Annotated in this window: 20 protein-coding genes; 12 read left to right on the top strand and 8 right to left on the bottom strand. The window is 65.1% G+C overall.

The annotated features are described in order from the left end of the window. Positions 1-3 precede the first annotated feature (3 nt). From atpD to M3G14_RS04875, 7 genes are all read left to right on the top strand, one after another. Positions 4-1512 (top strand): F0F1 ATP synthase subunit beta, encoded by a 1509-nt coding sequence (gene atpD / locus M3G14_RS04845; RefSeq protein ID WP_259925079.1) that lies wholly within the window; start codon positions 4-6, stop codon positions 1510-1512. A gap of 9 nt (positions 1513-1521) precedes the next feature. Continuing rightward, a complete protein-coding gene (locus M3G14_RS04850) occupies positions 1522-1893 on the top strand; it encodes a F0F1 ATP synthase subunit epsilon (protein ID WP_259925082.1) in 372 nt (123 codons plus the stop codon). Positions 1894-2091: 198 nt separating this feature from the next. Then, a complete protein-coding gene (locus M3G14_RS04855) occupies positions 2092-2550 on the top strand; it encodes a DUF2550 domain-containing protein (RefSeq protein WP_259925084.1) in 459 nt (152 codons plus the stop codon). 43 nt (positions 2551-2593) lie between these two features. Next, entirely contained in the window at positions 2594-3286 is a 693-nt protein-coding gene (nucS, locus tag M3G14_RS04860) for an endonuclease NucS (RefSeq protein WP_259925085.1), read from the top strand. A gap of 12 nt (positions 3287-3298) precedes the next feature. After that, the gene (locus M3G14_RS04865; protein WP_259925086.1) at positions 3299-3586 is read left to right on the top strand and encodes a hypothetical protein; all 288 of its coding nucleotides are present in this window, start codon (positions 3299-3301) and stop codon (positions 3584-3586) included. A 19-nt stretch (positions 3587-3605) separates the two neighbouring features. Then, complete coding sequence (locus tag M3G14_RS04870; protein WP_259925087.1) at positions 3606-3923, top strand: thiamine-binding protein; 318 nt, start codon at positions 3606-3608, stop codon at positions 3921-3923. A 15-nt stretch (positions 3924-3938) separates the two neighbouring features. Then, positions 3939-4811 (top strand): tetratricopeptide repeat protein, encoded by an 873-nt coding sequence (locus M3G14_RS04875; RefSeq protein WP_259925089.1) that lies wholly within the window; start codon positions 3939-3941, stop codon positions 4809-4811. A 191-nt stretch (positions 4812-5002) separates the two neighbouring features. On the opposite strand, the gene glgB is transcribed toward M3G14_RS04875, so the two are convergent. Continuing rightward, the gene (gene glgB, locus M3G14_RS04880) at positions 5003-7207 is read right to left on the bottom strand and encodes a 1,4-alpha-glucan branching protein GlgB (protein WP_259925090.1); all 2205 of its coding nucleotides are present in this window, start codon (positions 7205-7207) and stop codon (positions 5003-5005) included. 35 nt (positions 7208-7242) lie between these two features. After that, complete coding sequence (locus M3G14_RS04885) at positions 7243-9267, bottom strand: maltotransferase domain-containing protein (RefSeq protein WP_259925091.1); 2025 nt, start codon at positions 9265-9267, stop codon at positions 7243-7245. A gap of 194 nt (positions 9268-9461) precedes the next feature. On the opposite strand from M3G14_RS04885, the gene M3G14_RS04890 reads away from it, so the two are divergent. The 5 genes from M3G14_RS04890 (at position 9462) to M3G14_RS04910 (ending at position 14710) form a co-directional block, all read left to right on the top strand. Next, positions 9462-10310, top strand: a complete 849-nt coding sequence (locus tag M3G14_RS04890; RefSeq protein WP_396122191.1) for an ABC transporter ATP-binding protein — start codon at positions 9462-9464, stop codon at positions 10308-10310. Positions 10311-10371: 61 nt separating this feature from the next. Then, entirely contained in the window at positions 10372-11244 is an 873-nt protein-coding gene (locus M3G14_RS04895) for an NUDIX domain-containing protein (protein WP_259925093.1), read from the top strand. After that, entirely contained in the window at positions 11225-12400 is a 1176-nt protein-coding gene (locus M3G14_RS04900; RefSeq protein ID WP_259925094.1) for a THUMP-like domain-containing protein, read from the top strand. Before M3G14_RS04895 ends, M3G14_RS04900 begins: the two co-directional genes overlap by 20 nt. A 5-nt stretch (positions 12401-12405) precedes the next feature. Beyond that, positions 12406-13542 (top strand): cysteine desulfurase family protein, encoded by a 1137-nt coding sequence (locus tag M3G14_RS04905; protein ID WP_259925095.1) that lies wholly within the window; start codon positions 12406-12408, stop codon positions 13540-13542. Between the two features lie 76 nt (positions 13543-13618). Beyond that, positions 13619-14710 carry a glycoside hydrolase family 25 protein gene (locus M3G14_RS04910; protein ID WP_259925096.1) on the top strand — a complete coding sequence of 364 codons (1092 nt, stop codon included), beginning with the start codon at positions 13619-13621 and terminating at the stop codon, positions 14708-14710. Between the two features lie 60 nt (positions 14711-14770). On the opposite strand, the gene M3G14_RS04915 is transcribed toward M3G14_RS04910, so the two are convergent. Genes M3G14_RS04915 through M3G14_RS04940 form a run of 6 tightly spaced genes read right to left on the bottom strand, consistent with a single transcriptional unit; the run spans position 14771 to position 19888 of the window. Continuing rightward, entirely contained in the window at positions 14771-15565 is a 795-nt protein-coding gene (locus M3G14_RS04915) for a spermidine synthase (protein WP_259925097.1), read from the bottom strand. Positions 15566-15583: 18 nt separating this feature from the next. Next, positions 15584-16327: an ABC transporter permease gene (locus tag M3G14_RS04920; RefSeq protein WP_259925098.1), complete on the bottom strand. Its 744-nt coding sequence runs from the start codon at positions 16325-16327 to the stop codon at positions 15584-15586. Between the two features lie 2 nt (positions 16328-16329). Then, positions 16330-17076: an ABC transporter permease gene (locus tag M3G14_RS04925; protein ID WP_259925099.1), complete on the bottom strand. Its 747-nt coding sequence runs from the start codon at positions 17074-17076 to the stop codon at positions 16330-16332. Next, positions 17073-17987, bottom strand: coding sequence for an ABC transporter ATP-binding protein (locus M3G14_RS04930; RefSeq protein WP_259925100.1), 915 nt, complete (start codon positions 17985-17987; stop codon positions 17073-17075). The genes M3G14_RS04925 and M3G14_RS04930 overlap by 4 nt, the downstream gene beginning before the upstream one ends. 60 nt (positions 17988-18047) lie before the next feature. Next, positions 18048-18743, bottom strand: coding sequence for a response regulator transcription factor (locus M3G14_RS04935; RefSeq protein WP_259925102.1), 696 nt, complete (start codon positions 18741-18743; stop codon positions 18048-18050). Beyond that, entirely contained in the window at positions 18740-19888 is a 1149-nt protein-coding gene (locus M3G14_RS04940; protein ID WP_259925107.1) for a sensor histidine kinase, read from the bottom strand. The genes M3G14_RS04935 and M3G14_RS04940 overlap by 4 nt, the downstream gene beginning before the upstream one ends. Between the last annotated feature and the right edge of the window lie 107 nt (positions 19889-19995).

Below are 19995 nucleotides of genomic sequence, written 5' to 3' on the forward strand. Positions count from 1 at the left end.
ATCATGACTACTGCTCAATCTTTTGATGAGCGCAACGATGAGCCAACGGGCGAGGCCGACACCCAGGCACAAGCCCGCGAGGCACAGTCCGCGCAGAACCCGGCGGGTTCTGACAACGGACGCGTCGTTCGCGTAATCGGTGCAGTCGTCGACGTGGAGTTCCCGCGCGGCGAGCTGCCCGCTCTGTACAACGCTCTCGAGGTAGACATCGATCTCGAGGGCATGTCCCGCACGATCATCCTCGAGGTTGCCCAGTTCCTGGGCGACAACCTCCTGCGTACCATCGCCATGGCCCCGACCGACGGCCTGGTGCGTGGCGCAAAGGTGCGCGACACCGGCAACCCGATCTCCGTTCCGGTCGGCGACCAGGTCAAGGGCCACGTGTTCAACGCACTCGGCCAGTGCCTGGACGACCCGAGCGTGGGCGAAAACGGCGAGCGCTGGGGCATCCACCGCGAGCCGCCGGCGTTCAAGGACCTCGAGGGTAAGACCGAGATCCTGGAGACCGGTATTAAGGTCATCGACCTGCTCACCCCGTACGTGAAGGGCGGCAAGATCGGCCTCTTCGGTGGTGCTGGTGTGGGTAAGACGGTGCTCATCCAGGAGATGATTACCCGTATTGCTCGCGAGTTCTCCGGTACCTCCGTGTTCGCCGGCGTCGGCGAGCGTACCCGTGAGGGCACCGACCTCTTCCTCGAGATGGAAGACATGGGCGTCCTTCCCGATACCGCACTTGTCTTCGGCCAGATGGATGAGCCGCCGGGGGTGCGTATGCGCGTCGCCCTGTCCGGTCTGACCATGGCGGAGTACTTCCGCGATGTGCAGAACCAGGACGTGCTGCTGTTCATCGACAACATCTTCCGTTTCACCCAGGCTGGTTCCGAGGTTTCGACCCTGCTGGGCCGCATGCCTTCGGCTGTGGGCTACCAGCCCACCCTGGCAGACGAGATGGGTGTGCTGCAGGAGCGTATTACCTCGACCAAGGGTCGCTCGATTACCTCGCTGCAGGCTGTGTACGTGCCGGCCGATGACTACACCGACCCGGCACCGGCAACGACCTTCGCGCACCTGGATGCGACGACCGAGCTGTCGCGTTCCATTGCCTCCAAGGGTATTTACCCGGCAGTGGACCCGCTGACCTCCACGTCCCGCATCCTGGAGCCGGGCATCGTCGGCGAGCGCCACTACGCAGTTGCGCAGAAGGTGATCGGTATCCTGCAGAAGAACAAGGAGCTGCAGGACATCATCGCCATCCTCGGTATGGACGAGCTGTCCGAAGAGGACAAGATCACCGTCATGCGTGCACGTAAGCTGCAGCGCTTCCTCGGCCAGAACTTCTTCGTTGCGAAGAAGTTCACCGGCGATGAGGGCTCCTACGTGCCGCTCGAGGAGACCATCGAGGCCTTCGACAAGCTCTGCGAGGGCGAGTTCGACGCCTACCCGGAGCAGGCCTTCAGCAACCTCGGTGGCCTTGACGACGTCGAGGCTGCTTACCAGAAGCTGCAGGGCTAGGAGGCAGACATGGCTGAACTTACCGCTCAACTGGTGTCGGTAGATCGAATGCTCTGGTCGGGTCCGGCCAGCATCGTCACCGCCCAGACCATCGAAGGTGAGATCGGCGTGCTGCCAGGTCACGAGCCGTTCCTTGGCCAGCTCAAGGAAAACGGTGTGGTGACCATCCGTCCCACCAGCGGCGACCGCATCGTTGCCGCTGTGCAGGGCGGGTTCCTCTCCGTGCAAGGCGACAAGGTGACTATCCTCGCCGACTACGCGATCTTCGCAGACGAGGTCGACTCCGCTGAGGCAGAGTCCGGCCTTCAGGCTCAGGACGAAGACGTGAAGCACCGGTCCGAGGCTGAGCTCGCTGCGGTGCGCCGCAGCGCGTCTCGCTAGGCAGACCCGCCTTTGAAGGAGGGGCGTCACACGCCCGTACCACCACAAGCGCCCCCGCGTACCGCAAGGTAGGCGGGGGCGCTTGGCATCTTGTGCACGCGGTTGGCAACCTTTGCACTGCGAAGTAGAATGTCAGCTAAGCGACGGAGCCTTGGGCGGCATCCAAGCACAATAACGGGATTTTGCAGGGAGGTTGGTTTGGATATCATCCTTTCTGCGCTGCTGCTCGTGATCATTGGTATCGCAGGTATTGCGTTGTGGCGTTTTGTCATGTTCCGCAACGCAGGGGCGCGCGGCCTGATTCGCAAATTGCCAGCGGCAGGGGTGCACGGCTGGCGCCATGGGGTGGTCAAATACACGGGTGAAGAGCTGCAGTTTTACAAGCTTCGCTCGTTGTCGTCGAATTACGACGTCTCTTTCGACCGTCGTGACCTTACATTCAATGGCGTGCGAGAGCTTTCCCCGGATGAGCAAGTGATTATGCCCGGGGTGACGACGGTACTGCAGCTTTCTTCGCCAATGGGGGATTTTGAGTTCGCCGCTGAGCGGCATGTGGAGATGGCGCTGATTTCCTGGGTGGAGTCGGCTCCGGACCGCAGGCAGGAGCGGGTGGATTTTCGCGCACTCGCCCAGCGGGTGCAGCGCGGTAAGGCCTAGCCTTCTTGTCACCTCGTGCTGCCCGGGCGGTAGTCTGTGGGGCATGCGTCTTGTCATAGCTCGTTGCTCTGTCGACTACGTTGGCCGTCTTGCGGCACACTTGCCGTCCGCGCTGCGCTTGATCCTGCTGAAGTCGGATGGTTCGGTCTCCGTCCACGCCGACGACCGCGCCTATAAGCCGCTGAATTGGATGACGCCGCCATGCACGTTGAAGGAAGAACCAGTATTGGACATTGACGGCGAAGACACCGGGGAAGCGCTCTGGATCGTGGAGAACCCCAAGGGCGAGCAGCTGCGTATCACCGTCGAAGAGATAGTGGCGGACTCTACCTACGAGCTCGGCGAAGATCCAGGGCTGGTCAAAGACGGGGTGGAGACCCACCTGCAGGAGTTACTGGCTGAGCACATCACCACGCTGGGCGAGGGGTACAGCCTGGTGCGCCGCGAGTACCCCACTGCAATTGGCCCAGTTGATCTGCTCGCCCGCGACGCCGAGGGCAAGACGGTGGCGGTGGAGATCAAACGCCGCGGTGGGATTGACGGCGTGGAGCAGCTCACGCGCTACGTCGAGCTACTGAACCGGGATGAGTTGTTGCGCCCGGTTGAAGGCGTGTTTGCCGCCCAGCAGATCAAACCGCAGGCGCGTACTTTGGCCGAGGATCGGGGGTTCCGTTGCCTGACCCTGGACTACGACGAGCTGCGCGGCATCGAATCCGACGAGCTGCGCTTGTTTTAAGGGGCGAGCGGCATGCCGAGGAGAAACCGTCGCCGCAACGTCACCCCGTCGTATGTGCTGCCACGCGACGGCTCAACCTTTATTGGCACCCAAGAGGAGGAAGGGCCGAGCTGGAGTAACGGGGAGGTGTACCTCGTGCGCCAGATTGGGTCGGGCGCAGCGAAGAAATTCTATGTGTGCCCCCGCTGTAACCAAAACATCCCGCCGGGTGTGGCCCACGTGGTGGCCTGGCCGCGCGATACCGGGGGTCGAGGTGATGACCGTCGGCATTGGCACAAGCACTGCTGGAAGAAGCGGTAGCCCAAGGTAGGCTGGGCGCATGATTGCTGCATTCTCAGTCGCGCCGACCGTCACCAACAACGCCACCGCAGAGATGTCCGAGGCAGTGTCGCGCGCCGTGCGCGTGGTGCGCGAATCTGGTTTACCCCATGAGACGACGGCCATGTTTACCACGATTGAGGGGGAGTGGGACGAGGTCATGGACGTGATTAAACGCGCGACGCAGGCAGTCGAAGCCGTGTCGCCGCGGGTATCGTTGGTCATCAAAGCGGATATCCGTCCCGGATACACCGACATGATGCACCAAAAGGTAGCGTCGCTGGAGAAACACTTTTCCGAAGAGCATGAGAAGCGATGAAAAGGAGAACACGCTATGCCGGATTTCGGCCCTGGGGCAGTAGATCTGAACAAGCTGGTCGAGCAGAAGGAAGCACAGCAGCAACTCAAGGAAGGCGGCTTCGAGCCCTTTATCACCGTCGATGAGAAAGACATCGAGGCGCGTGCGTTCCAGCGTTCGATGCAAGTGCCGGTTGTGCTGATGTTCGGCACGCAGCGCTCGGAGGACTCTGAGACGCTCAAGGAGACGTTCAAGACGCTCTCCGCCAACCAACGCAAGTTCATGGTCGCCTACGTTGACGCGGACGCGACGCCACAGGTGGCCCAGATGTTCGGCCTGCGCGCGCTGCCAACCGTTGTCGCGCTTGCGGCCGGGCAGCCGGTGACTAACTTCGAAGGCAACCAGCCTGTAGAGCAGCTCAAGCAGTGGGTTGATGCCTTGGTCACTAACGTGGGCCCGCAGCTGCAGGGGCTTGGCGAAGAGCCTGCGGCGGAGGACGCAGCCGCGGAGGACCCGCGCCTGGATGAGGCAACTGCGGCACTCAACCGCGGCGACTTCGACGCAGCCACCGCCATCTACGACGCGATTCTGACTGAGGAGCCGGACAACCAGCCGGTCAAGCAAGCAAAGGCGACGGTTGCAGTGCTGCGTCGTCTTGACCCGCAGAACCGCACGACTGACCCGATCGCTGAAGCGGAGCAGGCCCCTGAAGACGTGGACAAGCAACTCGCCGCCGCGGACGCGGAGGTCGTCGCGGGAGCACCGGAGAAAGCTTTCGATCGCCTGCTGCGCTACGTGAAGGCGGCACCGGAGGCGAAGGCACGCCTGCTTGAGCTGTTCACCCTGTTTGCACCCGATGACCCGCGCGTGATCCAGGCGCGTACCAACCTGGCCAGCGCGCTGTTTTAGCCTGGCTGACCGTTTGGGCGGGCGGAGTACGTGTTGCCCCGCTGCTGATTGCCCAGCTAACTCCCAGACTAATTCCGCAGGGGCGGAAAACGGCGCGCCGCGCACCCCGCCCCGCGGCACCGCTTCGCACAAACCAAGCCCGCCGCGCTACTCGAGCACGGCGGGCCAGTGATATTGGCTACTTCACTTACCTAGCCGCGCAGTGTGTACAGCTGCACACTCATAGCTGGGATGTGCAGGCTGAGCGACTGGTCGAACTGGTCCCAGACCGTGGGCTCGGTGTGCACCTCGCTGGCGAGCGGGTTATCGGCACCGCCGTAAATACCGGCGTCGGTATTGATCAAGAGCTCCCACGTGCCAGCCTTGGGCGAGCCGAGGCGGTAGTCCGGCTGCGAGGTGCCGGAGAGGTTGACTACGGCGAGCACCGCGGAGCCGTCCGCGCCCCAGCGGATGTAGGACAAAATGTTGTGTTGCGCGTCGTCGCCCTTGATCCACTGGAAGCCCATCGGGGTGTTGTCCTGGGAGAACAGCGCCGGGGTGTCGCGGTAGACCATGTTGAGGTCGCGCACGAGGCGCTGGATGCCGCGGTGGTACTCGTGGCCCCACCCGCTGTCGACGTTGTCCCAGTTGATCGAGTGCGACTCGTCCCATTCCGTGGTTTGGCCCCACTCGCAGCCCATGAACAGCAGCTGCTTGCCCGGGTGGGAGAACATGTAGCCGTAGAGGGCGCGTAGGCCGGCGGCCTTGTTCCAATCGTCGCCAGGCATGCGGGACCACAGCGAGCCCTTGCCATGGACAACCTCGTCGTGGCTGAAGGGGAGGACGTACTTCTCGCTAAAGGCGTAGACCAGCGAGAAGGTAATCTCGTTGTGGTGGTACGAGCGGTGCACCGGGTCGAGTGAGAAGTACTCCAAGGTGTCGTTCATCCAGCCCATGTTCCACTTGAGGGAGAAGCCCAGGCCGTCCGACTCGGTCAGGGCGGTGACCCCGGGCCAGGCGGTGGATTCCTCTGCGACCGTGACCACGCCCGGGTGGGTGCGGTGCACCGTGGCGTTCATCTCCTGGAGGAACTGCACGGCGTCCCAGTGCTCGCGCCCGCCGAATTGGTTCGGCAGCCACTCGCCGGGCTCGCGCGAGTAATCGAGGTAGAGCATGGACGCGACCGCATCGACGCGGAGCCCGTCGAGGTGGAACTCCTCGCACCAGTAGAGAGCGTTTGCCACGAGGAAGTTACGAACCTCGTTGCGGCCAAAGTTGAAGACGTAGGTGCCCCAGTCCTTCTGCTCGCCGCGGCGCCAGTCCGGGTGCTCGTAGAGCGCGGTGCCGTCGAAGCGTGCGAGAGCGAAGTCGTCCTTGGGGAAGTGCGCGGGGACCCAGTCGACGATGACGCCGATGTTGTTGGCGTGCAGCTCGTCGACAAGCGCGCGGAATTCATCCGGGGTGCCCCAGCGCGCGGTCGGTGCGTAGTAGCCGGTGACCTGGTAACCCCAGGAGCCGCCGAAGGGGTGCTCGGCGACGGGGAGGAACTCGACGTGGGTGAAGCCGTTGTCCACCAGGTACGGCACGAGCTCTTCGCGCAGCGTGTTGTAGTTCGCGCCCTGCTTCCAGGACCCGATGTGGCACTCGTAGACGCTCATCGCCGAGTTCGTCGGGTCGATGCCCTGGCGTTTCTGCATCCACTCGGCGTCTCGCCATTCGTACTCGCTCGGCCCTGCGACCACGGAGACTGTCTCCGGAGGAGCGAGGGTGGCCTTCGCCAAGGGGTCTGCCTTGTCCTTGCGGCCGCCGTCGGACGTCTGCACGGCGAACTTGTAGTGCGCGCCGGCGTTGATGCCGGGGATGAAGATCTCCCACACACCCGTAGAGCCGAGAGAGCGCATCGGGTACTGGTTCGGGTTCCAACCGCAGAAATCGCCCACGACGGCCACACCGAGCGCGTTGGGCGCCCACACCGCAAAGGCGGTGCCGGTGACCTGGCCCAGGTCGGTGGTGTAGGTCTTCGTATTCGCGCCGAGTACCTCCCAGAGGCGCTCGTGGCGGCCCTCGCCAATGAGGTGGAGGTCGAGGGAGCCGACCGAAGGCAGGAAGTAATACGGGTCCGCGATAATCTGCGGTTCGGCTTCGGGGTAGGTCACTCGGAGCCGGTAATCGCTTGCGTGCTCGCCTTCGAGCTCGGCGATCCAGATGTCGTCGCCGGTATCAACCATCTGGATCTTCTCGTTATGGATAAGCAGTTGCACGTCCGTCGCGCCGAGCAGGCGGGTGCGCACCACCGTGTTGCCTGCCACCAGGTGGCGGCCGTAAAAGTCGTGCGGCGCGTGATGCTTGCACTGGAGCAAGCGCGCGCGGTCGTGCTCCGGGATCAGTGCTGCGGGGGAGAGGTCGTGGCCGGTCATAATCGTCTTTCTTATCAGTATCCAGGTTGAGCTTTTTAGGGGCGGTAATCGTGGTCAGAGATCTGGCGGTAGGCCAATGCTTCTCGACGCTCCGTTGCCACCTCTGGCAGGCGGAAAATGTGCGCCACGTTATTTTGCGGTGTAAGCCGGACGTAGTTGTGCGAACCCCAGTTGTAGCGTTCGCCGGTGATCAGGTCGTGTACCTGGAAGGGCTCGCCTTCGTCGAGGCCGACCGCGCCGGCGTCGATGTGCACCATGCCCTCCTGGGTGTGCCAGGGATCCAGGTTCACCACGACGACGATGGCGTTACCGGTGACGGCGTCGACCTTGGAGTAGGCCAGAATCTGATCGTTGGTCACGTCGTGGAAGCGGATCTGGCGGAGCTGCTGGAGCGCCGGCTGCTGGCGGCGGATCGAGTTGAGCAAGGTGAGGTAGGGCTCGAGGGACTCGCCACGTTCCAGCGCCGCCTCGAAGTCGCGTGGGCGCAACTCGTACTTTTCGGAGTCCAGGTATTCTTCCGAGCCGCCGCGCACGGGGATGGACTCGTAGAGCTCGAAGCCCGAGTACACGCCCCACAGCGGGCTCATCGTCGCGGCGAGGGTCGCGCGGATCGCGAAGGCCGCGGGCCCGCCCTGCTGCAGCGAGGCGTGCAGAATATCCGGGGTGTTGACGAACAGGTTCGGCCGGGAGACGTCGGCCACGTCGACGCACAGTTGCGCAAAATCGGTGAGCTCTTCCTTGCTTACCTTCCACGTGAAGTGCGTGTAGGACTGGGAAAAGCCCGCCTTGGACAGGCCGTACATGCGCGGCGGGCGCGTAAACGCCTCGGCGAGGAAGATGACGTCTGGGTGGGTCTCGTGCACCTTCGCGATGAGCCAGTGCCAGAAGTTCACCGGCTTGGTGTGCGGGTTGTCGACGCGGAATGTGGAAATGCCCAGCTCCACCCAGTACATGATCACCGAATAGACCTCGTTGTAGAGCGTCTCAGGGTCATTATCAAAGTTGATGGGGTAGATATCCTGGTACTTCTTCGGAGGGTTCTCCGCGTACGCGATTGTCCCGTCGGCGAGCACCGTGAAGAATTCGGGGTGCGCCTTGGCCCACGGGTGATCGGGGGCGGCCTGTAGTGCGAAGTCTAAGGCGACCTCCAGCCCGAGCTGCTCGGCGTGGCGCAGCATCTCGAGGAACTCCGCCTCGCCGCCGAGCTCGGGGTGGAACGCGTCGTGGCCGCCGTGGTGCGAGCCGATGGCCCACGGCGAGCCGACGTCGCCGGGCTCGGCCGTGACCGAGTTGTTCCGCCCCTTGCGGTTGACCTCGCCGATGGGGTGGATCGGCGGGAAGTAGACGGTGTCAAAGCCCATCGCGGCGACTCGGTCCAGTGCGGCCGCGGTGGTCTCCCACGTGCCGTGCACCGGGCGGCCGTCCTCGTCCCAGCCGCCGGTGGAGCGGGGGAACAGCTCGTACCAGGAGTTGACCAGTGCCTCTCGGCGTTCGACGGCGACGTCGCAGGTCGGGCCGTGGGTGACGAGTTCGCGCAGCGGGTAGGCCGCCAGTACATCGAGGACATCCTCGTTGAGCCCGGCGTGGATGCGCTCGGCAAGTGGCAAGGTGTCGTCGGCAAGCGCGGTGGCGACATCGCGAAGCACCTCGCTGTCGGGGGCGGGGGTTTGGTCCGCGGCAGCGTCGAAAAGCTCGATGCCGTGGGCGATGTCGTTGGCCATCTCGGCGGCGGATTGGCCCGCATCGAGCTTCTTGGTCACGGCGTTGCGCCAGGTGGCCATGACATCGGACCACGCGTCGATGCGGTAGTTCCACAGCCCTTGCTCATCGGGTACGAACACGGAGTGGACGTAGTCCGGGCGGAAGGGCTCCGGGTGCATGTGCACCGAGTACTGGTCGCCGTCCGGGGAGGTGATCACGAGCGTGGCCGCGACCGCATCGTGGCCCTCGCGCCAGACGAGCGCGGAGACAGGGACCACTTCGCCGACGACCGCCTTAGCGGGGAGTGTCCGCCCGGAGACCTGGGGGCGAACGTCATCTATTCCGAACCTTGCAACCATGCTGTATCTTTACCTCGTCCGTCGCGTGTATGTCGTCGCGTGTATATCCGTGTATATCACTGCCAAGAGTAGCGAAAGACGCGGCGTTCTACTTGGCTAAGTTGCGCCTAACCTTTGGGGTACCTTTGGGGCACCTTTGGCACGCCGAATGCAACTTCCCCACGCGAGCGAGAAAATAGGACAGAATGGGAACCGTGAATGATGCACAAGCGACTGAACCAGGAACGGACCCGGACCTTCTGATCGACTTCCGCGGGGTGGAATTTTCGCGCGGCGGCGCGCGCCTCGTCGGCCCGGTCGACTGGCAGGTGGAGCTCGACGAACGCTGGGTCGTGATCGGCCCAAACGGGGCCGGCAAGACGACCCTGATTCGGATGGCCTCGGCGCTGGAGTTTCCCTCCAAGGGGACCGCGTTTGTGCTTGGCGAGCAGTTGGGGCGTACCGACATGCGCGACCTGCGCGCGGCCATCGGACTGACCTCCTCGGCGATCGCGACGCGCATCCCCGACGACGAGAAGGTCGGCGACCTGGTTGTTTCCGCCGGCTACGCCATCGTCGGGCGCTGGCGCGAGGACTACGACGAGATGGACTACGCCCAGGCGATGGACGTGCTCGAGCAGGTCGGCGCCATCCACCTGATCGACCGCAGGTGGGGCACACTCTCGGACGGCGAGAAGAAGCGGGTACTTATCGCCCGCGCGGTGATGATCAACCCGGAGCTGCTCATTATGGACGAGCCTGCCGCCGGCATGGACCTGGGCGGCCGCGAGGATCTCATCGCCTACCTCGGCGAGCTCGCCTTGGACCCGGACGCCCCGGCGATGGTGATGATCACCCACCACTTAGAGGAGATCCCGTACGGGTTCACCCACGCTATGCTCCTGGATGAGGGGGAAATCATCGCGCAAGGCCTCATCGACGACGTGCTCACCAGTGAGAACGTGTCCAAGGCCTACCACCAGCCCATCGAGGTGACCCGTGACGAGGGGCGCTTCTTCGCGCGCCGGGCCCGCGCAGCCCGTGCGGGGGCGCACAGGAAGTAGGGGCGGCGGGGCGTCGACAAGCAGAAGATGCCCCGTAGTCTTGAAAAGTATGGGTCAAGACATGCAGCGAAGCGTTGGGGCGTTTTCTGCTGACCGCGGCGACGAGATCGATGTCACCGAGGTCAGTGGCTTCCACGGTGCGCGCATGTCGGCCACGGTACTCCTGCTGCGCGATACCGCCGCAGGCATCGAAGTATGGATGCAAGAGCGCGTGCTCAGCATGAAAAACTACCCCGGGGTCACCGTCTTTCCCGGCGGTGGGGTAGACAGCCGCGATTTCCCGGGCCGCGCCTGGAACGACGGCGACCTGTGGCTCGGCCGCAGCGCGATCTCCATGGCCCGCCAACTCGGCGTGACCAAGTACAAGGCGCACGCACTCGTGTTCGCCGCGGTGCGCGAGCTCTTCGAGGAGACCGGCACGCTGCTCGCCGTCGACGACGAGGGCAAGCTGCTTGGCGACGCCCGCCCGTTCCACCACCAGCGCCTCCTTCTGGAATCCCACGACATCTCGCTGACCGACGTGCTGCGCGCCCACGACCTCAACGTCTGCGCCGACCTGCTCAAGCCTTTCGGCAGGTGGGTCGGGCAGTCCGAGCGCGGCAATTGGTTCGACACCTTCAGTTTCCTCGCCGCGAATCCGACCGGGCAGGAGCCCGACGGCAATACCGGGGAGGCCGACGACGCCAACTGGTTCCCGCCGTCGCTCTTGCTGGACGGCTGGCGCCACGGGCTGGTGCGCTTTGCGCCCGCGACCTGGGCGCAGCTGCGGTTGATCGAAGGTTTTCACACCGTCGACGAGGTGCTGGAGTCTGCGAAAAACGCCACGATTTCCCCGGTGATTGGTGACCCTGTGGACGACGAGCGCTTCACCGAGTTTTTCACCTTCACCCCGAAAGATCGGATTGGACGCCGCTATGGCATTTCACGCGACTGAGGTGGACTACCTCGCCGCCAACGCCGACCGCATCCGGGCGCTTGCCCCGGAACTCGAGCTGAGCAAGGCGAGCGTGTTCGCCGACCGCGCGCGCCTCGACGCCGAATTCGGAGAATACGCCCGCGCTGTCTCAGCACTGATTGCCGCACAGCGTCAGGCGGCGGGGAAGTTCCCCGATTGGTGGTTGACCGACTCGGACGCGGCCCAGCAGGCAACGCCCGCGCCGGTGGCTGCCCACCGCGCCCGCACGCTCGCCGCTGCGGGAGCCACATGCGTCCACGACGTGACGTGCTCGGTCGGCTCAGAGGCACCGCACATGATTGACGCGGGCCTTGGCTGGCTCGGCTCGGACCTCTCAGCCGCCCGGCTGCGCATGGCCAGATTCAATCTGGGCGACGACGCCTGGCTCCTGCGCGCCGATGCGCTCGCTCCCGCCACCACGGTCGGCAGGCTGCCCGGCGGGGTGATCGTGGCGGATCCTGCACGGCGCAGCAAGGGGCGCCGCATCACCGACCCAGCACAGCTGGAACCACCCCTGCCTGACCTGGTCGCGGCGTACCCGGGTACCGAGCTTGCCGTCAAGTGCGCGCCGGGCATCGACTACAGCGAGTGGGAGGGCTTCGTGAGCGTGGTATCGCTCGACGGCGGGGTGAAAGAGACCTGCCTGTACACCCCCGGGATCGGCCGCGGGCGGGAGGCGGTCGTGCTGCGCAGCGACGGTTTTAGCGAGACGGTGCGCGGCCACGGTGACGAGCATGCTGCTGAACCGGCCGAGGTTCGCCAGCCGGGCGAGTGGATCATCGAGCCCGATGGGGCGATCATTCGCGCAGGCCTTGTGCGTGCGTGGGCAGAAGCGCACGGGCTGTGGCAGCTCGACCCGCACCTAGCGTTCTTGAGTGGCGATACGATCCCGCCGGGCTACAGCGGTTTCCGCGTGCTTGATGCAGTCCCGCTTAAAAAGCTCAAGGCCGCGCTGCGAAACCACGATGCGGGCGCGGTAGAAATCCTTGTGCGCGGGGTCAATGTGGACCCGGATGCGCTGCGCAAGAAGCTGAAGTTGAAGGGGGCACAGCAGCGCGGCGTCGTCATCGCGCGTATTGGCGACGACGCGGTCGCCTACGTCTGCGGTGCCCGGGAGCACCGACCGCTACCATAAGCGGCATGGTGTATCTCGATCACGCAGCAACGACCCCCATGCGCCAGGCGGCTATCGACGCCTGGGTCGAACACGCCGGCGCGGTGAACCCGGGTGGCCAGTACGCCTCGGGGAGGGCCGCAGGCGCGGTGCTCTCGCAGGCGCGCGAGGATATTGCCGAGCTGCTCGGTGCCGACCCGGTCGAGGTCGTCTTTACCGGCTCCGGCACAGAGGCGGACAATATCGCGGTGCGTGGGCTTTACCGGGCGCGCCGCGAAGAGGCGGGCACGAACCGGGTTGTGGCGAGCACCATCGAGCATTCTGCCGTGCTGGAGACAGTCAAGTCCCTGGGCCAGACTGAAGGGGCCGAGCTCGCGTGGTTGGAACCGGATCGGGGTGGGCATCTCCGGAACTTGAGCGCCTTGGATACCCCGGCCGCGGTAGCCACGATGATGTGGGCGAATAACGAGACCGGCGCGGTACAACCCGTGCGCGAGGCCGCCGAGCGTGCCGCGGCGGTTGGCACACCACTACACATTGATGCGGTGCAGGCGGTGGGGAAAGAGGACGTCAACTTCCACGACAGCGGCGCGACCACGCTGGCCGCCAGCGCGCACAAGTTCGGTGGCCCGCGCGGCAGCGGCATTTTGCTCGCCCGTCGCTCGCCAGTGCCGCAACCGGTACTGCTCGGTGGTGGGCAGGAACGCGGGCTGCGGCCAGGCACAGTCGACGTGGCGGCGGCTGCCGCTACTGCCGCGGCGCTGCGCGAGGCGCTGGCTGAACGCGAGGCGGAAAATGCGCGCGTGTCGCAGCTGCGCGACGAGCTCATCGAGCGCATCGTCGCCGCCGTGCCGAACACGCTGGTTACCACCCCGGAACCGCGCCTGCCGGGGCACGCGCACCTGATGTTCCCGGGCGCGGAGGCCGAATCCATGCTCATGCTGCTCGACTCGCTCGGCATCGAGGCCTCGGCCGGATCCGCCTGTTCGGCAGGCGTGCACCGCTTGTCGCACGTGCTTGAGGCGATGGGCGTGCCTACCGGGGAAGGGATGGGCGCGCTGCGGCTGACGCTCGGCCGCACCTCCACCGCCGCGGACATTGACACGGTTGTTGCCGAGCTTCCCGCGGTGATCGAGCGCGCGCGCCTCGCCGGCTCACTGTAAATTCGGCCGAGCTTTTCGACGCCCACCGGTGTGTCTGGTGTGAAAGGTGTGACTCGAGTGCGCTAAAGTGCCGGATATGTACGCACCTCGGACGCTTAAGCACGCGCGCACCGCGCGCCAGAACACACTCAAGGCGCTGACCGCCGCAGTTGTTACCGCCGCCCTGACCTTCACGCTGCTGGTAGCCAGCCCGTTTGGGCAAAAGCCCGCCGACGCTCAGGCCTTGCCCGGCCTGATCAACGGTGTCGACGTCGCCGCGCACCAGCATCCCGGAGGCGGGCCGATCGACTGGCGTATGGTTGCCGGCCCGGGCGGCCAGCAGTTTGCCTTTATCAAGGCGACCGAGGGCACCGACTACGTCAACGACTTCTACGCCCAGGACGCGCAGGCGGCGAGCGAGGCCGGCGTCAAGATTGGCGCCTACCACTACGCACGCCCGGCAACCGACCCGATCGCGCAGGCACGCCACTTCGCCGACACCATCAACGCGGGCCCGCGCAACCAGCTGCCGCCGGTGCTCGACCTCGAGGTCAATGAAGGGCTCGGCCCGACCCAGCTCGCGGCGTGGACTCAGCTGTTTATGGGCGAGCTCGAGGCGTGCACCGGGCGCACACCGATGCTGTATACCTACCGCTATTTCTGGTACGAGCGCATGGACAACACCAACGCGTTCACGCGCTACCCGCTGTGGCTGGCCGCGTACCAGAACCAGCCGCCAGCCCCGGTCGGTGGCTGGGACCACCTGAGCTTCTGGCAGCGCTCTGATTCCGGGCGTGTAGCCGGTATCAACGCCGCAGTGGACATGAACCTGTTCAACGGCAACGCGGGCCAGTTCATGAGCTTCGCCGCCGGCAACCTCAATGCGGGCGGCGGCGTGCTGGAGAAGTTCCAGGCGTCCGACTCCGGCGAGTTGGCCGTCCTGGAGCAGGACAACACCGCGCTCGTGGTGGCCATCCTCGCGCTCGCCGGCGGTGCGCTCGGGGTCGCGGGCCTGGCCGATGCTGCAGATCAGGCCGGCTTTAGCGAGCAGGACGCGCGCAATATCGCCGCGCTGGTCGGCCAACTTGCTGCCGAGGGCGAGCTGCCGGTTGAGGACCTGCGCAACATGATGATCGGTGATTACCAGATCGGCGACCTGCTGATCTTACTGGACAACGCGACGAAGTAACGCGCGTTAGCGCTCCGAGCACCGGCACCCCACGTGGGGTGCCGGTTTTGCGTATGTGTACTAATCGTGGCGCGGGGTCGTGGCTAAGTTCCGGGCCCACTGCTCGCCTTTGAAGTGCGCGGGAACTGCGCCCTTGAGCAGGTCGCGCGTGAGCTGTGGGCTCGCCTCAAGCGGGGTGTTCGCCCCGATGAGCACGATGTTGCCGTAGCGCCGTCCTTTGAGCATCGGCGGGTCGGCGATCGCCGCGACGTACGGGAACACCTCGCACATCCCGGCCAGCTCCTCTTTCGCCTCTTTCAGGTCGGCGTGCGAGCCGCAGTTGGCGACGTAGACGCCGTTCTCGCTCAAGCACGTGCGCACCTGCTGGTAGAACTCCACGGTGGTGAGCTCGCGCGGGGTCAGGGCCTGCGCGAACACGTCGCGGATCAACACGTCGCGGGTTGCCGGTTTAAACGAGTCCGTGACTTCGCGCGCGTCGCCGACGCGGATCTTGACGGCGGGGGAGCGCGGGACGTCGAAAAGCTCGCGTGCGAGTTCGGCGAGACGGCTGTCGATCTCCACGACGGTGTTGCGCGAGCCGGGCCACGCGGCGGCGAAGTAGCGCGGCAGTGAGCAGGCTGCTCCGCCCAGATGGGTGAGGCGCGGCTTCAGCCAGCGGGGTGTATCGCCGAGCTGGAGCGAGTTGAGGAAGTCAGCGATCCAGCGCATGTATTCGAAGTCAAGTCGCTGCGGCTCGCCGGGCACGATGTGCGAGCTGGGCACCCCGTTGACCAACAGCACCATCGAGCCGTCGGGTTCGTGGTGGACCTCGGCTTCACCGGTATCGATCGGGTACGTCTCGCTTTTCGCAGCCATGCCTTGGCAGGGTACTCGCTAGGCTTTCACATCGACGAAGCGTAGGTACGCGAGTGATGCGAGCCAGCCTGCTGCGGCCAAGAAGAGGGCACTCGTGGTGAGATTGGTCAGCGTGCCCAGCGAGAGCGCGTTTGCATCCGCGACCGCGGTGCTGCCCATCCAGAGCGCCTTGGACACCCCGACGGGCGGAAGAAGGAACTGCGCAGCTGGGAAACCCGCGGCGATCGTGCCGAATGCAAGGATGCTCGCCACTACACCGATGGCGACTGGCATAGCGAAGCTGCGAATCACCATCGAGACGAAGCTCTGCCACGCGGCGACCGCCGCTGCCGGAACCACAGCGAAGAGCGCAGAGGCGAGTAGTGCTCGCGGAGGCAGACCGGGCAGTCCCACGAGCCATCCGCCGACGGTGCTGAAGAGGATGAAGACGAACTGCATGATCGCTGTAAGCGCCACAATGACGCCGAGCTTGGCGGTGACCAGGCTTGCCGCCGAACGGGCTGACGTAAGCAGGGTGTGCCAATTGCCGCCGCGGTGTTCCACGCGCCACGCCGCCGAGGCGAGAATCGCGATGCCGGCGACCATGAAAAGCATGCCGTAGAACAACGTTGCCTGGGACCAGTAAGAGTGCCAGCCGGAGTCCAGCGTCTCGGCATTTGCGGTGTAGTTGCCCGCGCCGAAAACGACTGCGATCAACGGCAGCGCAAGGGGGACGATAGCGACGTGTGCGCGTCGGAGTTTCATGAACTCGTTGAATAGCATGGCTAGATTTCCTTTCTGTTGAGCGCGCGCGTCGAAGCGAAAAAGCCCGCGCCAAGCAGCGCGACGTAGACGCACCACAGCGCCCACCCTGGCTGCGCCGGTACGGGTCCTGCATCCGCGAAGGTGTAGGGGAGCAGCACTGCGAAATACCCGAAGGGGTTGATTGCGGCGAGCCAGGCGGGAGACAACAGCGAGACGATGCCGCAGAACCCGCCGACCACGCCGCACGCGAGTACCCCGATCTGCGACTCGCTCACCGCTGCAAGCACGAGCATGGCGCTGGCGAGCGCGACGCTCGTAACGACAGCTGCGATTGCGAAGAGCGCCCAAGCCCTGGCGGTGCTTCCGCTCGGCAGCGGTGCCCCGAGCAGGATCGGGAACGCGATGCACCCGCCGAACTCGAGCAGCTTGAGCGCGGCAATCAGGGGCGCGAGCACGCACAGCTTGCGGCGCAGCAGTGATCCTTGCCGGGTGCCCGCTACCGCGTTGAGCAGCCAGCCACCGCTTGCGTGCTCGTTATCTACCGCGCGACTGGCAAGCAGCGCCATTTGCAACGGGGTGAGAAACGCAAGCGACATTGCAACACCGATGAGCTGCCCGGACCACGCCGCGGCTGGATCGGTGACAAACGTGTCCACCTGCCCGTCGGCGAACAAGTTCATGGAGGCGAACAGTACGATGCCGAGCGAGAGCGCACCGCCGAGCAGCAAGATGTGCGTGCGCCGCAGTTTCAGTATTTCGATGTTCATGCGCTTAATCCTTCCCGCCCCGTCATACCGATGAAGATCTCTTCGAGGCTGCGGCGCGCCCGCACCACCTGGTGGATCGGGACCCCGCGGGCGACAAGGTGTGCGCACACGGCGGCGACGTCGTCGTCGCTCAGCCCGGGCAGCTCCACGCCGCCGGACACGATGCGCGGCTGCCGCTCGCGTAAAACCGAAGCGGCCGCGGTGGCAGAAGGCGTTTGGATGAAGAGGTCGGGCAGGTGGGCGTCGAAAAGCTCTTGCTGCGAGCCCTGAAAGACCAGCTTGCCCTGGTTGATGATGCTCAGGCTGGTGGCCATTTTTTCAATCTCGGAAAGCAGGTGGCTTGAGACGAGAACGGTGCGGCCCTCGTCGCGCGCGAGGCTGATGATCAGTTCGCGGATCTCCTCGATCCCGGCCGGGTCGAGGCCGTTGGTCGGCTCGTCGAGGATAAGCAGCTGCGGGTCTCGCACGAGTGCGAACGCGATGCCGAGGCGCTGCTTCATGCCGAGCGAAAAGTTTTTCACTTGCTTGTCCATGTGACGTTCAAGCCGCACGAGGCGCACCGCGCGCTGGGCATGTGCTGGATCGGCCTTGAACAGCCTTGTGACGATCCGAATGTTCTCGGCACCTGTGAGGTGCGGGTACGCCGCCGGCGATTCAATGAGCGAGCCGATGCCGCTCAGCACCTCGCCGCGCGTGGCCCGCGTCATCGGCCGGCCCATGACGGTGATCTCGCCGGCGGTGGGGGTGGTCAGGCCGAGCAGCATCTTCATTGTTGTCGATTTGCCGGAGCCATTCGGCCCCAGCAGCCCGTGCACCGCTCCCTTGGGTACTTCGAGCGAAAGCTTATCGACGACCGTGTGTGTACCGTAGGCCTTCGTCAGACCCCGCGTAGTAATGATTGGTGTGTCCATGGCCTCTACTTTCGCGGGACGCGGCTGCGAAAGCATCGGAGCTGGGTACCATCTTTCGCGTCATACCTCGGGATGAGTGAGCAGATCGGCGCGGTCGACAAGGCTGGTGCGGTAGGCAAAGAGTGCCGCGTGGACGCGGTCGCGCGAGTGCGTCTTCGCCAGGATTCGTCCCACATGTGTCTTTACGGTGGGCATGGAGATGAACATGCGCTCGGCGATCTCCGCGTTGGACCAGCCGCGACCGATCGCGACCAGGACTTCGCGCTCGCGGGCGGTGAGCTCGTCTAGCGCGAGGCGGTCCTCTTTCGGGATGGTGTGTGCTATCTCCGTGTGGTTGGCCAGCCGGCCGATGATGCGTTTGGTGGCGCGTGGGGAGATGACGGCGTCGCCGGCGGCGACGGTGCGGATTGCGTCGAGAAGCGCTTCGGGCTCGGCGTCTTTGAGGAGGAATCCGCTCGCGCCGGCGGTGAGCGCGTTGACCACGTAGTCCTCGTCGTCGAATGTGGTGAGGATGACCACCTTGGCCGCGGGGAAGCGGCGGGCATACTCGGCGGTGGCGGTGATGCCGTCGAGCACCGGCATCTGCACGTCCATGAGCACGAGGTCGACCGGGCGCTGCGCGTGTTGTTCGAGCGCCTCGGCACCGTTGGCAGCCAGCCACTCCACAGACAGATCCGGCTGAGAGTCGATCACACGCTGGATCCCGTGGAGGAACAACGCCTGGTCATCGACGATACCGACGTGGATTGTGCTCATTTCTGCTCCATCGTGTCGGGTGCGGGGTAGGGGACGCGCAGCGCAGTGGTCCAGCGCTGCGGGCCGCTCGGTCCCGCTTGCACCGACCCGCCGATGAGCGAGGCGCGCTCGCGCATCCCCCGCAGCCCGTGGCCCGCGTGTGTCGCTGGCTTGCCGGAGACGGGGTTGTCCACGGTGACCACCAGCGCGTCACTGTGCCACGCTACATCGAGCGTGGCGGTGCCGTCGCCGTGCTTGAGCGCATTCGTGAGCGCCTCCTGCACCACGCGACTCACAGCAAGGGAGGTGGCCAGCGGCAGCTGCGCCGGGGCCGTGCCGGTGACCGTGTACTCCACTTCGAGGCCACCAAGCTGGCTCGTGCGGACGAGCTCGTCGAGATCAAGCGAGGAAGGCGAAGGCTCGACCGGCCGCGACTCGGGCGCACGCAACAGCGCGACGACCTCACGCATCTGGGTCAGCGACTCCCGGCCGACCTCGCCGATGGTGCGCAGCGCCTCGTCCTTGGCCGCTGGCTCGCCGTAACGCCCGCCGTCGGCTTGCGCGACGATGACAGCAAGGGAGTGAGTGACTACGTCGTGGATCTCGCGGGCAAGAAACGCCCGCTGCTCGGCCATCGTGCGCTCGAACTCAGCTTGTTGTTGCTGCAGCGCGTGCTCGATCTCGCGTGTTGCAGCTTCCTCCGCCCGGCGACGCAATTCACCCAGGAGTCCGGCAGAGACGAGTAGCGTGGCGCTCCACGCGAGGTAGGGGAGGCGCTCGTCGAGAGGCAGGCTCCGCAATGCTGGCGAGACGAGCGAAAGCGCGAGAATATCGCCCGCGACGAGCGCTGCAGCCATGGCGTCACGCACCCCGGGGCGCACATTGCGTCGAGTGATGTAGGCGGCGAACGTCGCCACCACGATCTCGGCGACAGAAAGCATGGGGCTGAAGGCCCTCACCGCCAACAACGCCACCGCGACAAGGACCGTGGACAGCGGCCACCGCCAGCGTGCGAAGGGCGCAATAGCCACCCAGGCAACGCACAGCAGTAACGGCCACACGGGGCCCGCGGCACTGATCACCCCGATTAAGGCGCATGCCACCAAAATAACGGCGACGCCCACGTCACGCGCGCGCAGCGGCGAGGGAAGGGAAGGAAGCGACATACGCCTCAACCTAGCCAAGAGGGACCGCGCACGCGTCATGCCACAGTATGATCCGGCATGATCCGGTCAGCGCTTTCCTCCGTTCGCACGCGAAGGGTACACTTCCG

It is taken from the genome of Corynebacterium sp. p3-SID1056, from assembly GCF_025152525.1.
Classification (GTDB): Bacteria; Actinomycetota; Actinomycetes; order Mycobacteriales; family Mycobacteriaceae; genus Corynebacterium.

What these genes read in the sequence shown, in the direction of transcription:
- glgB (WP_259925090.1), bottom strand. Translation starts at nt 7,207, where the DNA reads ATGACCGGCCACGACCTCTCCCCCGCAGCACTGATCCCGGAGCACGAC.
- M3G14_RS04895 (WP_259925093.1), top strand. Translation starts at nt 10,372, where the DNA reads ATGCAGCGAAGCGTTGGGGCGTTTTCTGCTGACCGCGGCGACGAGATC.
- M3G14_RS04875 (WP_259925089.1), top strand. Translation starts at nt 3,939, where the DNA reads ATGCCGGATTTCGGCCCTGGGGCAGTAGATCTGAACAAGCTGGTCGAG.
- M3G14_RS04850 (WP_259925082.1), top strand. Translation starts at nt 1,522, where the DNA reads ATGGCTGAACTTACCGCTCAACTGGTGTCGGTAGATCGAATGCTCTGG.
- M3G14_RS04925 (WP_259925099.1), bottom strand. Translation starts at nt 17,076, where the DNA reads ATGAACATCGAAATACTGAAACTGCGGCGCACGCACATCTTGCTGCTC.
- atpD (WP_259925079.1), top strand. Translation starts at nt 4, where the DNA reads ATGACTACTGCTCAATCTTTTGATGAGCGCAACGATGAGCCAACGGGC.
- M3G14_RS04900 (WP_259925094.1), top strand. Translation starts at nt 11,225, where the DNA reads ATGGCATTTCACGCGACTGAGGTGGACTACCTCGCCGCCAACGCCGAC.
- M3G14_RS04910 (WP_259925096.1), top strand. Translation starts at nt 13,619, where the DNA reads ATGTACGCACCTCGGACGCTTAAGCACGCGCGCACCGCGCGCCAGAAC.
- M3G14_RS04920 (WP_259925098.1), bottom strand. Translation starts at nt 16,327, where the DNA reads ATGCTATTCAACGAGTTCATGAAACTCCGACGCGCACACGTCGCTATC.
- nucS (WP_259925085.1), top strand. Translation starts at nt 2,594, where the DNA reads ATGCGTCTTGTCATAGCTCGTTGCTCTGTCGACTACGTTGGCCGTCTT.
- M3G14_RS04915 (WP_259925097.1), bottom strand. Translation starts at nt 15,565, where the DNA reads ATGGCTGCGAAAAGCGAGACGTACCCGATCGATACCGGTGAAGCCGAG.
- M3G14_RS04905 (WP_259925095.1), top strand. Translation starts at nt 12,406, where the DNA reads ATGGTGTATCTCGATCACGCAGCAACGACCCCCATGCGCCAGGCGGCT.
- M3G14_RS04870 (WP_259925087.1), top strand. Translation starts at nt 3,606, where the DNA reads ATGATTGCTGCATTCTCAGTCGCGCCGACCGTCACCAACAACGCCACC.
- M3G14_RS04935 (WP_259925102.1), bottom strand. Translation starts at nt 18,743, where the DNA reads ATGAGCACAATCCACGTCGGTATCGTCGATGACCAGGCGTTGTTCCTC.
- M3G14_RS04865 (WP_259925086.1), top strand. Translation starts at nt 3,299, where the DNA reads ATGCCGAGGAGAAACCGTCGCCGCAACGTCACCCCGTCGTATGTGCTG.
- M3G14_RS04885 (WP_259925091.1), bottom strand. Translation starts at nt 9,267, where the DNA reads ATGGTTGCAAGGTTCGGAATAGATGACGTTCGCCCCCAGGTCTCCGGG.
- M3G14_RS04930 (WP_259925100.1), bottom strand. Translation starts at nt 17,987, where the DNA reads ATGGACACACCAATCATTACTACGCGGGGTCTGACGAAGGCCTACGGT.
- M3G14_RS04940 (WP_259925107.1), bottom strand. Translation starts at nt 19,888, where the DNA reads ATGTCGCTTCCTTCCCTTCCCTCGCCGCTGCGCGCGCGTGACGTGGGC.